This is a genomic window from Sphingomonas sp. AP28, from assembly GCF_056680455.1.
Window position 1 is genome coordinate 277022 of record NZ_CM155283.1, and the last position, 12867, is coordinate 289888.

At 66.4% G+C, this 12867-nt stretch carries 9 protein-coding genes; 4 read left to right on the plus strand and 5 right to left on the minus strand.

Annotation, left to right across the window (positions count from 1 at the left end):
* The first annotated feature begins 32 nt into the window (after window positions 1-32).
* Window positions 33-1049, plus strand: a complete 1017-nt coding sequence (locus tag AC1MH0_RS01275; protein ID WP_480964345.1) for a cupin-like domain-containing protein — start codon at window positions 33-35, stop codon at window positions 1047-1049.
* On the opposite strand, the gene AC1MH0_RS01280 is transcribed toward AC1MH0_RS01275, so the two are convergent.
* From AC1MH0_RS01280 to AC1MH0_RS01300, 5 genes are all read right to left on the minus strand, one after another.
* Window positions 1046-2863, minus strand: a complete 1818-nt coding sequence (locus AC1MH0_RS01280) for a glycoside hydrolase family 9 protein (RefSeq protein ID WP_480964346.1) — start codon at window positions 2861-2863, stop codon at window positions 1046-1048. The two genes, AC1MH0_RS01275 and AC1MH0_RS01280, sit on opposite strands and share 4 nt — an antisense overlap.
* Complete coding sequence (locus AC1MH0_RS01285) at window positions 2860-5385, minus strand: glycoside hydrolase family 3 protein (protein WP_480964347.1); 2526 nt, start codon at window positions 5383-5385, stop codon at window positions 2860-2862. Before AC1MH0_RS01285 ends, AC1MH0_RS01280 begins: the two co-directional genes overlap by 4 nt.
* Before the next feature lie 87 nt (window positions 5386-5472).
* Window positions 5473-6567 (minus strand): SGNH/GDSL hydrolase family protein, encoded by a 1095-nt coding sequence (locus AC1MH0_RS01290; RefSeq protein ID WP_480964348.1) that lies wholly within the window; start codon window positions 6565-6567, stop codon window positions 5473-5475.
* Window positions 6564-7586, minus strand: a complete 1023-nt coding sequence (locus AC1MH0_RS01295; protein WP_480964349.1) for a glycosyl hydrolase — start codon at window positions 7584-7586, stop codon at window positions 6564-6566. The genes AC1MH0_RS01290 and AC1MH0_RS01295 overlap by 4 nt, the downstream gene beginning before the upstream one ends.
* A complete protein-coding gene (locus tag AC1MH0_RS01300; protein ID WP_480964350.1) occupies window positions 7586-8944 on the minus strand; it encodes a glycoside hydrolase 5 family protein in 1359 nt (452 codons plus the stop codon). Before AC1MH0_RS01300 ends, AC1MH0_RS01295 begins: the two co-directional genes overlap by 1 nt.
* Before the next feature lie 297 nt (window positions 8945-9241).
* On the opposite strand from AC1MH0_RS01300, the gene AC1MH0_RS01305 reads away from it, so the two are divergent.
* The 3 genes from AC1MH0_RS01305 to AC1MH0_RS01315 all read left to right on the plus strand — a co-directional run bounded on the left by AC1MH0_RS01305 (window position 9242) and on the right by AC1MH0_RS01315 (window position 12795).
* On the plus strand, window positions 9242-9493 hold the full coding sequence (locus AC1MH0_RS01305) for a PadR family transcriptional regulator (protein WP_480965801.1): 252 nt from the start codon (window positions 9242-9244) through the stop codon (window positions 9491-9493).
* Between the two features lie 23 nt (window positions 9494-9516).
* A complete protein-coding gene (locus AC1MH0_RS01310) occupies window positions 9517-10137 on the plus strand; it encodes a hypothetical protein (RefSeq protein WP_480964351.1) in 621 nt (206 codons plus the stop codon).
* A gap of 162 nt (window positions 10138-10299) precedes the next feature.
* Window positions 10300-12795: a TonB-dependent receptor domain-containing protein gene (locus tag AC1MH0_RS01315; protein ID WP_480964352.1), complete on the plus strand. Its 2496-nt coding sequence runs from the start codon at window positions 10300-10302 to the stop codon at window positions 12793-12795.
* The last annotated feature ends 72 nt before the right edge of the window (window positions 12796-12867 follow it).

Below are 12867 nucleotides of genomic sequence, written 5' to 3' on the forward strand. Positions count from 1 at the left end.
CGGGATACGAGGCCAGGGATTACACGCACGCGATGAGTGAGATCTCTGGCCTCCCGGTTGCCGAAACCGGCCCGATCGACGCGGCGCGGTTCGAAGCCGAGATTGCGCATGGCTATCGCCCGGTGGTGATGCGCGGACTGGCGGCGGACTGGCCCGCGGTCCTGGCTGCGCGCAAGTCCGATCGTGCGATCGGCGAGCATATCGTGTCGTTCGATGGCGGGCGCTCGGCCGACGTCATGGTCGCGCAGAGCGACGTGCGCGGGCGGTTCTTCTACAACGACGACCTGATCGGCTTCAATTTCGAGCGTGCCAAGGCGCCGATCCCGACGCTGGTCGACCAGTTGATCGCGTTGCAGGGAGTGCCCGGTGCGCCGGCAATCTATGCCGGGGCGGCTGCGGCCGGCGAGTTTTTGCCGGGCTGGGCGGAGGCGAACGTGTTGCCGCTGCCCACGCCCGATGCGGTGCCGCGGGTGTGGATCGGTAACGAAAGCCGCGTGTCGACGCATTACGACGTGTCCAGCAATGTCGCGGTCGTGGTCGCGGGGCGGCGGCGGTTTTGCCTGTTCCCGCCCGAGCAGGGGCCGAACCTGTATGTCGGGCCGCTCGACGTGACGATCGCCGGCCAGCCGGTCAGCCTGGTCGATCTCGAGGCGCCCGATCTGGATCGTTACCCCCGGTTCGCCGAGGCGCTCGCGCAGATGCAGGTGACTGTGCTGGAGCCGGGCGATGCGATCTTCATACCGTCGATGTGGTGGCACGACGTGAAGGCGCTCGGGCGGTTCAACGTGCTCGTCAATTACTGGTGGGGACAGGCGGGCGCGGCTTCGCCGTTCCCCGCGCTGATCCACGCGATCCTCGCGATCCGCGACCTGCCGGCGGGTGAGCGCGCGGCGGTGCGGGGGTGGTTCGATCAATACGTGTTCGGAGACGCGGCGCAGGACGCGGCCGCGCATCTGCCCGAAGCGATGCGCGGCGTGCTAGGAAGCCCGTCGCCGGAGCGGACCGACGCGATCCGCGGATACCTCGCGCGGACGCTTGAACGCCTCTAGCGCCCCCGCGTCGCGTCCAGGAACGCGGCGGTCCAGACGAGCGGCGCGTTCCAGTTGATCGCGACCTCGTTGACGGTGAACGCGCGGTAATCGTCGATCCAGCAGGTTTGCGGTGCGCAACCCTTCATCGGACCGGGTTCGTTCGCCGCCGCGGAATTGGGGCCACCCGACAGCACGCCGGTAGGGGGTGCCGGGTAGCGCTTGTCCGCCGCGGCGGCCCAGAAGCGGTGGTGCGGATGCTGCACCGGGCGCGTGCCGATGCCGGTGACGTAGGACCGGTCGAGCGGATTGCGGCCGAGGATATAGTCGAGGCTCGCCACGACCGCGTCGCGATAGGCTGGCTTGCGGTCGATCTGCCACGCGACGCCCAGCAAGATCGCGCGATTGAGGATCGAACTGCTCGAGCCCCACGGGTAGTTGGTGCCGCCAAAGGGTATGCCGTAGCCGCTGCGATTGCCTTCGGCGACAAAGCCGTCGGCCAGTGCGGTGATCCGGCTGCGGAGCGTGGCGCGATCATCGGCCGGTAGGTCGCCGGGGACCGTCGCCAGCGTCAGCGCGCCCGCCAGCTTGAGCGAGCCCCAGCCAATATCCGTGCCGGGATCGGTGAAGATCCCGTCCTTGCGCAGGCGATCGAGGAAAACCGGTTCCTTGGTGGTTGCGTAGAGTTGCGCGGCAGCGAAGGTGAACTCGTCGCGGACATCCGGGTCGCCGTAGCCGCCACTGCCGGTGAAGTCCGAACTGGTGAGCAGGTTCGGGTGACGAAGTGCCGCAGCCCAGCCGCGCCGTGCCGCGGTGAGGCATTTGGTGGCGAAGGCGGGGTCGATCGTGCGCCAGATCCGCGCACACTGCGCCGCGACGCCGACCATGTTGAGCGTCGCCGCAGTCGAGGGCGGATAGAGGAACCGCGTCTGGTGATCGTCGACCGGCGCGGTCGGGATGCCCGTCCAGCTCTCGTCGGCGATCTTGGTGTGGACCAGCCCGCTTGCGTCGATCGTCTCGAACCGGGTGATGGCCTTGCCAGCGACGCCCGCGTCCGGGGCAATGGCGAGCTTGGTGCCATCGGGAATCTGCATGGCGAGCAGGAAGGCGACTTCGACGCGCGCCTCGTCGAGCAAATCGTCCTTGCCGTTGGTACGTTCGGGCAGCGGGAGACGACCGTCGGCGAAAGCGTTGGCGTCACCGAACGCGGCCAGGCGCTCGTGGAGGTCTAGCAAGGTCCAGGTCGAGACCCCGCCGTTGACGACGTATTTGCCGTGGTCGCCGGCGTCGTACCAGCCGCCGGTCGCGTCGAGCTTATAGCCGCAACCAGGCCATTTCACGCCCTTCTGGTCGACGCCGGCGAAACAGGTCGCGATGTCGGGGGCATGACCCGCAGGGCGGGCAAGGTAACTGCGTTCGACAAACGCGGGCAGGATCGGCACGCCGCTACGCTGCTGGTAGAAGAACGACATCGCTGCGGTCGCGACAGGCGCGAACGGACGGTCTGCGATCGCGAAGGGGTGGCTGGCGGTTGCGCCGACGTGCAGGCGATAGCCGGTGCCGGACGTCCTGAAGCTGCCGAAGTCGATCCGGTGGACGCTTTCGCCCGATGCTGCGTCGGCACCTACCGGTATCGTCTGGCCCGACGCGGCGGTCTTGCCGCGCGCGTCGGTGAGCGTCCACGCAAGCGCCCTGGCCTGCGTCGATGGCAGGACCGCGATCTTGGGGCCGCACGTCTCGAACCCTGCCTGGTCGATCCTGATCGCCGCGGGCGGAGCTTGCGTGGCGGCGGTCGTCAGCAGGACGGCCGCCGCACCGAGTAGGAGCTGGCTCAATCGCCGCACTTCGTCATCGGTACGGGAGCGGAGTCGATCTTCACGTCGGAAATCGACAGGCCGAGCTTGCCGTCGGTGGCGATCACGAACGGTGCGGTGACGTGCGCCATGTCGATGCCGCGCTTGGCGAAGCATTGCAGCGGGACGATCACCTGCTGCCACTCGCCGCGCTTGCCAGCCGCGAGCGTCCTGGTGATCGGGACTGTGACGGCCTTTCCGTCGTTACTGACCATACCGAGCCCGACGGGTGCGCTACCGGCGCGATCGACGCGGACGTCGACGACAAGGCTCAGTTCACCATTGCTCTCGCGTGTCAGGTCGAGCGGACCGGACGCTTCGACCCGAGCATCGGCAGCCCCGCCCGCCCAAACGAGCGCGCGCGCGTCTTCCTGACGGCGGCGGTCGACGGCGGAGGCGGTGAGGCGCTTGGTCGCGGTCGTCGCGTTGACGCCGAGCAAGCGAACCTTCGACTGGTCCTGCTCGACTAAAGTCAGCGACCAGCCCTCGGGTACGCGGCCCTTGCCGAAGATCGTGCCGTTCGACGATGCGGCCATGCCGGCGGGGCGGGTTTCGTCGAGCTTCGGGACCGAGCCGGGCTTGGCGTAGCTCAGGCCGTAGCCGAATGCGAAGAGCGGGTCGTAGCCGGGGTCGGAGCGGTTCAGCACATACTGGTCGGGTCGCTTCGGCCAGGAAAAGCTCAACTTGCCGCGGAAGTCGTTGGCGACGCTGCCGTCCTTCTTGCGCAGCAGCACGTCGGCGATGCCGCCGCCTTCGCTGCCCGGCAGAAACGCCGCGACGAACGCATCGGAGGCGTTCAACTCGGCATTCACCCAAAGCGGGCGGCCCGACAGGAATACCGCGACGACGGGAACGCCCGCCGCCTTGAGCTTGCGCAACAGGTCGAGGTCGGACTTGTCCTCGGGGCTGTATTCGAGGTTGGGACGGTCGCCCTTGAACTCGGCATAGGGCTGTTCGCCGAACACGACGATCGCCGCATCGGGCTTCTTGGCGAAGCTGCCGTCCGCCGACAGCGTCGCGGTGCCGCCGGCCGCCTTGACCGCGGTGCTGATGCCCGACCAGATCGTTTCGGCATTGGGGAAGTTCGCGTTGGTGGTCCCGCCGCCCTGCCATGTCAGCGACCAGCCGCCGGCCTGTTGCGGAATGTTGTCCGCGCCGCCGCCAGCGACGAGGATGTTGGCCGAGGGCTTCAGCGGGAGCAGACTGCCCTCGTTCTTGAGCAGCACCATCGACTCCCGTGCCGCGCGGCGGGCGATCGCCCGGTGGTCGGCCGCACCGATCAGGTTCATCTTGCCGGCGAGCGCGCGCGACGACGGGCGGCCGCGATCGAACGTGCCCGCGCGAATCTTCACGCGCAGGATGCGGCGAACCGCGTCGTCGAGGCGCGGGGCGGAGATCTCGCCCGACTGTGCCTGCTTCAGCGTGTTGGCGTAGAGCGTCTTCCATCCGCTGCCCGAATACATGAACATGTCGAGCCCGGCGTTGATCGCGGCGGCGCAGCTCTCGTTCGAGCAGCCATCGACCTGGCCTTGGCCGTTCCAGTCGCCGACCACGAAGCCGTCGAAGTGGAGGCGATCCTTGAGCACGCCGGTCAGCAGGCTCTTGTTGCCGTGCATCTTCGCGCCGTTCCAGCTCGAGAAGCTCGCCATCACCGACTGCGTGCCCGCCTCGATCGCCGCGGGATAACCGCCGAGGTGGATGTCGCGCAGCGCGGTCTCGGGGATCAGCGCGTCGCCCTGGTCGCGACCGCCGGTACCGCCGTCGCCGAGGAAATGCTTCGTCGTCGCGATCACGCGGTCGGGCGCGAGAAACTCCTTGGTGCCGACCTTGCCCTGGACGCCTTCGATCACCGCGCCGGCGTAATCGGCCTGGATCGTCGGTTCCTCGGAATAGCTCTCGTACGTCCGGCCCCAGCGATCGTCGCGAACCACCGCCAGCGTAGGCGCGAAGGTCCAGTCGATGCCGGCGGCGGCGGTCTCGATCGCGGTGACGTGGCCGATCTCGCGCATCAGGTCGCGGTCGCGTGCGGCGCCGAGGCCGATGTTGTGCGGGAAGAGCGTTGCGCCGGGAATATTGTTGTTGCCGTGAACCGCGTCGGTACCCCAGATCACCGGGATCGCCGGGCGGCCGTCGCTGCGCGCCATCGACGCGTCGTAGAACGCATCGGCGAGTTTGAGCCATTCGACCGGGGGAGCGAGATCGTTGCCGCCGGGGCCGGCATTGCCGCCGTTGAGGATCGATCCGAGCTTGTAAGTGCGCAGGTCCGATGGCTCGATGCTCGCGATGTCGACCTGGATCAGCTGCCCGATCTTGTCCTCGACCGACATGCGCTTCATGATCGCGTCGATCCGCGCCTCGACCCGCGGGTCGCGCGAGGGGCGGGCGTTCGCGGTCGGCCAGATCTGGGGATGGGCAACCGCCGACGCCGGTGCCGGTTGCGCTACCGGCGTCGCTGCGGATTGCAGCAGCAGCGCGATCGTGAACGTGGAAAACCCTGCCGACATCATACTCTCCCCGGACGGTGCGCGATCATGATCCGCACCTTGGCATCCTTGCTACCGGGCTAGCGCTACAATGTGCAAATCATTTGGTTATTTCTTTGTCCAGATTTCGGGATGCGCGTCGATATGGGTCGATAGCGCCGTCGTGATCCGGGCGTCGTCCGCGGTCGACGGATGCGCGTGGCAGCCGGTCAAGGCGAGACCGGTGACGGGGACGAAGGTGACGTTGCGCTCGCCTTCGGCCTTGAGGCGCGCGGCGACCTTGCCGACTTCGGACGCGATCTCGCCATCGGCCATGTCGGTCGCCCACAGGACGACGTGCGCGTTCGGGTCACGCGCGCGGAGGCGTTTGACGAACTCGACATAGTGCCGTTCATAGTCGGCGTGGAGCGCGTCGCGCGTCTGCCATGGCTCGCCGGGGTGGAGCTTTGTGGTGAAGTCGTTGGTACCGAGCGCGATGACGAACAGGCGGGGGTGCCAGGCCGGGTCGGCGTAGCGCGTCGCCTTGTCGAACAGCGTAAACGGATAGGCGACGGGAAGGGTGTCTGCGGGCATGCCGTCGTAGTTGCGGACGATGCCGCGGCCGGAGATCGCGTTGACCTGATAGTCCGCGCCATAGCGGTTGGCGGTCAGTGCGGGCATGGCATGCGCGGTGTCGGTAGTCGCCCAAACCTCGTCCTGCGTGCAGTCGCGCTTGGTCGAGATGTTGCCGTAGCCGACGGTGTGGGAGTCGCCGATGAACTCGATCTGGCGGGCGCGTGCAGGCGCGGGGAGGGCGCGCGTTGCTCGGTCGGCGTAGAAGCCGCCGAAGACGGTCGGTGCGGCCTGACTTTCGCTCGCGAAGGCGACGCGGATCGTGTGGTGGCCGCTCGACAGGCCGGCGACGCGGTAGAGGCCGGGTTTTGGCTTGACGAGTTTGGCGACGGGGGCGCCGTCGACGGAGACATGCAGGGTGGCGTCGCCTTGGCCGATTTTCAGCAGTGCATTGGGGCCGCGGAACGCCGCCTCGAAATATGTACCCGGCCATTGGCGTTTATAGCCGTCGGCAATCCGCTCGACGCGGCCGCCGATGTGGACGGGGAGCGGCGCGCCGGCTTTCTCGGTCGTCGGAGTCACGGTTGGCGGGGTAGCGGTTGCCGCGGTCGACAGGAGCGCGGCGGCGAAAAACCCGAGAAACGTCTTCATGCTTTTACCTTCAGCGATGCGGGGAGTTCGTCCCTGGTGACGTAGCGCTTCGAGGCGAAGTCGCGGCGCAACTGTTCCGGCGTGTTCTGGTCGGCGCCGGTCAGCCAGCGGGTGTGCCACGTCATGAACCAGAGCCAGTCTGCGGTCGGGCCGAGCAACGTCGGGTCGGGGACCGGGCCATTTTCGTGCAGGCAGATCGGCAGCGTGTCGCCGACGATCGCCTTCACCTGCGCAAACATGGCCGCGAGATTGCCGTGGTCGTTCGCGTAGATATCCGCACCGGCAACGTCGACCGTCGCGCGGCCGGGATACCAGGCGGGGTCGACGTTCTGTCCCGCCCAGCCGAGCACCCAGATCAGGTTGTTCAGGCGGTGGACGCGGGTGAACTGGTCGTACATCAGCGTCCAGAGCGCCTTGAACGCGTCCGCCCCGTGCTTGCCCCACCAGAACCAGTCGCCGCTGAATTCGTGGAACGGGCGCCACAAGACCGCGACGCCGCGATCCCGGAGGACGGTAAGCAGGCGCGCGACCTCGGTCATGTCCCGCATCATCGCGACGTTTTGCGGCGTGCCGGGTTTGAGCGCGGCGGCGACGTCGAAGTCCTTTTTCGAATTCTCGTAGCCGGTGCCGATATCGGGGGCGCCCCAATGCCAGCACAACGTGACGATGCCGCCGGAGCGCGCCCAGGCAGTGGCCCGGTCGTTGACCGCGTCGTTGTCGCGCGGGTCGATATAGTCGAGGCCGAGGATGGCGGGCAGTTTGCCGGTGACCCGCTGGAGATAGTCGAGTTCGCCGTTCGGATTGGCCGGCCCCGAACCTTGTTCCTGCTGGCCGGTCAGGGTCTTGCGCCCAAATTGGCTCCAAAGATAGGCGTAGAGCCTCTGGGCTGCGGGGGACGCATTCGGATTGCTCAACCTCCGGTTAGGTACTGCCGCCAGCGCGGGCATGCCGTGGAGCAGACCGAGCGCGGCCGTCATCCCCAGCGTCTCGCGCCGACTTACCATAGCGGGGGCGAGCATCAGAGCGCCGCCATCGCCGATGCGTGGCCGCGGATGATGGCCTGGGTGGCGGCGTCGCTGTCGAATACGCCGTACCAGCCTTGTGGCTCGTGCGGCGGATCGCCCATGTAGCCGAGGTCGCCGCGCTGGAACCGGTGGTCGGCGTGCGGCGTACGCGCCTCGCCGTTCCAGGCCCAGAAGTTCGAGCCAGCCAGCGGTCCGCCGGCCTTCGCGTTCGCTTCGATCGCCGCGTAGATCTGGCGGTAGAAACGATCCTTGTAGACGGTCGTGATGGTCGGATCATAGGCGGTCTCGCCGTCGCGCGGATAGCCGAACTCCTCGATCACCAACGGCTTGCCGAGCATTGTCGCGAGCCGGATGTGGGCGTCGATATAGTCCGCGACCTTCTCCGCGCCCGCGTCGTAGGTGCCGGCTAGGTTGCCCGCGTCCATCCAGGTCCAGTTGTTCGGCCAGATGTGCGTGGTCAGATAGTCGATCGATATCGACTTGTGCGCGGCAAGCACGACATCCTCACGCTCGATCGAGCCCTTCAGCCCTTCCGAACCGGTTGAGACGAGGTGGTTGGGATCGAGCGTCTTGATGTAGCGCGCGGTCTCGTCGATCCAGCGGTAGAAGGCGGGAAGGTTCGGTACGGCGACCGCTGCTCCGCCGGCGGGACGGGGTTCGTTCGCGAGCTGCCATGCCATGATCGTCGGGTCGGCGGCATACGCTATGCCGGTAACGCTGTTGGTGCGCGAGACGACCGCGCGGATATAGTCGCGGTACATCGCCTGCGCCTGGCCGTTGGTATAGAACGCCGCGTTCCAATCGGCGAACTCGGGCCATGGGTGCGCGGGGTCGTTCATGTTGATGAATTTGCCGCCATTGACCCACGACAGATAGGTCATCATCCCGCCAGACCACTCCCAGAAGTTGGTCAGGTAGATCACGCCGGTCATGTCGCGCTTCGCCATCTCGGCGAGCGTCCAGTCGAGGCCCTTGAGCAGATCCTCGTTATAGGTCGCTGTCCTGTCACGGAACCCCGGCGTGATCGAGTTCTTCAGCGGCGACAGCTCGGCCGAGCCGAGGATCCGGAGGTTGCGTATGCCAAGCGCCTGTAACCGGTCGAGCTCACGCGCCAGCCGAGCACGGTTGCCGTACGGGGTCGCCGCACCCAGCCATGCACCATACCAGATGTTCGCGCCGGCATAGCGATACGGCTTGCCATTGCGCTCGAAGCCATGTCCGCTGACCGTCACGAACGACGAGGTCGCCCGTCCTTTCCCGAGCCTGCCGGTCGGGAGACGTGCCGTATTCGTGCAGGCAGCCACAAGAGCCACCCCCGCGAGCAATGCCGCGCGTCTGTCGATTACCGCCATGCCAACTCCCTGTTACGCCTGTGTTTCCCAACCGATCGCGATCGGTCCGTATCGGATCGACCTTAGGATTGCGCCCGGCTCGGCGCCACCGCGGAATGTACTGGACGAATGAATTCGGTCAGCTCGGGCGAGGTCGGCAAATCGCTAATGTGATACGGTGTTCACGGGATGGGCCCGGTAACGACAGTGTTCCGGCGCGATCAACCGCCGCCTTGACTATCAAATCTACATATGTTGGATAGTCATATGGCCCATGATCGACGACCCTCGAAACAGATGGTGGCGCTGTTGACCGCAATGTCCGGCCACCCGGCGGGATGGCGACACGGGTATGAACTTATGAAGGATACCGGGGTCTCGTCCGGCACACTTTACCCGTTGCTCATACGCATGACGGAGCAAGGGTTGCTCGAGGCCGAATGGCGCGAACCCTCACAGGTGGGACGACCTCCGCGTCATGCCTATCGGCTTACGACTGCCGGTATATCCCTCGCGCGAACGGTTGCTACGGGGGGCACCGCATCCTCGGCTCGCCTGGCCCGGATATGATGACAGCACTCTCCCGATGCGTGATGGCGGCTGCGATCGTCTGCCTGGGTGATCGTCGACGCGAATGGGGGATCGCCATGCGGGGCGAATTCGAGGCGTCGATCGCCGACGGAAAGCCGCTTTCCTTTGCGTTCGGCTGTCTGCTGGGTGCGTCGCGCGCACGGTTGGCCGACCCGGACGGACGCTTGGCGCTGGCGAGCTACGGGTTGGCCATCGGCCTGATCCTTCCGCTCGCGGCCGTGCTGGCGGTCGGCGCGATCGCCGGCTTCCCGTATCTTGATTTCGCGCAGGACAATGTCGTTGGTATTCTCGCCTTCGGGGGTGCGCCGTCGACTCTTCTCGACGACGGTAATCGGGCGGCGGCGTCGTCGCTCTCGATGGTCGTATTCCTGTTGGCCGGCACGAGCGTGCTGATCGCATGGGCGATACTTGATCGTCATTGGGTCCGTGTTGCAGCCATCGAGCGGTTTGCCGCGGCTGCGACATCGACGCTGATAGTTTTCGTCGGGCTGCTTGGTTTCGATGAAACCCGCATGATCTTGCCGATCCTGGGTTTGGTAGCCCAGCATGTCGCGGTCCTGATGCTGATGCAATGGCATTGGCGAATGGACCGGGAGCCGGCGGCCGCGCACCGTCAAGAGTAGCCGTACGCCGTTCGTTTGACGCTATCGATCCTGTCAGCCCGAAAAGGTAGCAAAACCATGCAGCCGCCCACGAGTATGCGTCGGGATACTTTGCGGGCTCCTCGTATCGCCTTCGCCACCTGCCTGTTGTGCTGGCCGGCGGCGGGCATATCCCAGTCTAGTGTGCCTTCGAATGCGCTGGACAAACCCGATCCCGCGCTATCGGGAGATCAGCCCGAAGCGTCTGCCGCCCATCCCGATATCGTGATCGTCGGGAGGCGGGGGCAGATAGACACCGCTATCCAGCCCCTAGCGACGCTCGACGCCGGGGCGATCACCGCCACCGGCGCGACCTCGATCGACGAACTGCTGCGGACCATCCGCGGCGTGACGCAATCAGGGGACGGGCAGGATCCGATCTTCCTGCTGAACGCCCAACGCGTGTCGGGGTATCAGGAGATCGGCAACCTGCCGCCGGAAGCGATCGAGAAGGTCGAGGTCTTTCCGGAGCCGGTCGCGCTCCAATACGGCTATCCGCCAACTCGGCGGATCGTGAACTTCATCACCAAGCGCCGGTTTCGCCAACTGTCGTTGAAACAGGCGGTCGGCACGTCGACGCGGGGCGGTGCCGACAATGCCAACGCGCATGTCGATTACACGCGTCTGCGAGGGGACGGTCGCGTGACGTTGTCGCTGGACGCCCGGCATAGCGACGCGTTGCTACAGGCGCGACGTCGCGTCCTGCCTGATCCGGACGTACCGTTCGATGCAAGCGGGAATATCACCGGGACGTTGGCGGGTGGCGAGATCGACCCTGTGTTGTCAGGCCTGGCCGGGCAGTTCGTGACGATCGTCCCGGTGCCGAACGAGCCTCTACCGGCTGGCCCGATCGGCCTTGGCAGTTTCGTGGTGGACGCGAATCGACCGCGGCTGTTCGACCTGTCGCCGCTGCGTACGCTGGCACCGTCCAACAACACTTTCCACGGCGAGGCGGTGATTGCCAACCGGATCGGGCGCAGGCTGTCCGGTTCGTTGACGCTGACGGCGGATCATAGTCGCGAGCGTGCCGTGTTCGGCCCCGCAAGCGCGACCTTCGTCATTCCCCGCGACAATCCGTATTCGCCGTTCAGCCGCGACGTCTTGCTCCAACGCTACCTCGTCGAGGCACCGCCGCTCAGCCAGCGCACCGACACCACCACGCTGCACGCCGGCAGCGTGGTGCGGGGCGCGTGGCGAGGGTGGCAATGGGATTGGACGGGGACTCTCGATACGCAGCATAGGACCGGCATCGTCGCCAAGGCGATCGACACCACGGCGGCGGCTGTCGCGATCGCCGCAGGTGCCGACCCATTCCGACCGTTCGATCCCGCACTGCTCGCCAACCGACTGGTCGATCGCACGGTCCAGTCCACTTACGGTGCGGGTACGAAATTCGTCGCGACCAACGGCCCGCTGCGCCTGCCGGCCGGTCGCGCCACGCTGACGGCCACGATCGAGGGCGAGCAGATCGGCACGGACAGCAGGACGCGCGGGGCCAACCCGTCCGCGGTCGCCTTCGATCGCAGCCGGGTCGAGGGGGCGGTCGCGCTCGACCTGCCGATCGCGTCGCGGCGCGAGGACGTACTGCCATGGGTTGGGGAACTATCGGCCAATGTCTCTGCCACGGTCCGCCGCGTCGGCGGTTTCGGCGATCTGTCCGACTCGACGCTGGGCGCGAACTGGGCGCCGTTCGCGGGTCTTCAGGTATTGGCTCAGATCAAGCGGTCGGCCGCCGCGCCGACGCTCGACCAACTCGCCGCCCCGCAGATTTCGGCACCCCAGGTTCCGCTGTTCGATTTCGGAATCGGTCGTTCGACGCTGGTTACCTTGTTTCTAGGCGGCAACCCCGCGCTGTCCGCCGAGCGTCGCCGAACGCGGTCGATCGGCGCGACCGTGAAGCCCTTTACCAAGAGCGAACTGCGGATCGGCGCTACCTACGAAGCGCTGGACATCCGGGACGGAATCCAGACTATCTTTGCGCTCACGCCTGCCGCGCAGGCGGCGCTGCCCGAACTGTTCGTCCGCGACGATACCGGCGCGTTGGTGTCAGTGGCATTCCGGCCGATCAATGTCTTCCGGGAGCGGCGACGGACGTTGAACATCACGCTTGCCGCCAACGGCCAGCTCGGTCGCGCCAAGCCACCGACGACACCGGACGGTCGCCCGCCGGACCGCCCGACCTTCTATGGCGGGATCGGCCCCACGGTCCGCTTTGCCGACCGGATCGAGCTGAGGCCGGGCGCACCGACGCTCGATCTGCTGGACGGCGATACGCTTTCGGGAGGTACCACGCAGCGCCTTGCCGGTTATGGCTATGGGGGACTGAGCTACCTTGGCAATGGCGGCACTTTCGACTTCTACTGCACCGGCGGGGCGACCGTCCGCGGGGGTGTCGCCGCATCGACCCTAAAATTTGCCCCCCTGTGCAAGATCAATGTTACCGGTTCGCTGAGCATCCATCATTTCCTGCCACGCCAGGACTGGGCTCGGCATCTTGGTTTCAAGCTGGAGTTCGTCAACATAACCGATGCGCGCCAGCGCGTACGCGATGCGAACGGCGTCGTCCCCTACCGCTATCAGCCGGACCTGCTCGATGCCGTCGGGCGCAACGTCGTTCTTTCGCTCCGCAAACTGTTTTGATGGAGATGACGGTTGCCCATCACGCAGCTTGACGCGGCCATCCTCGCTCGATCGGTGCGCGTTGTTACCGAG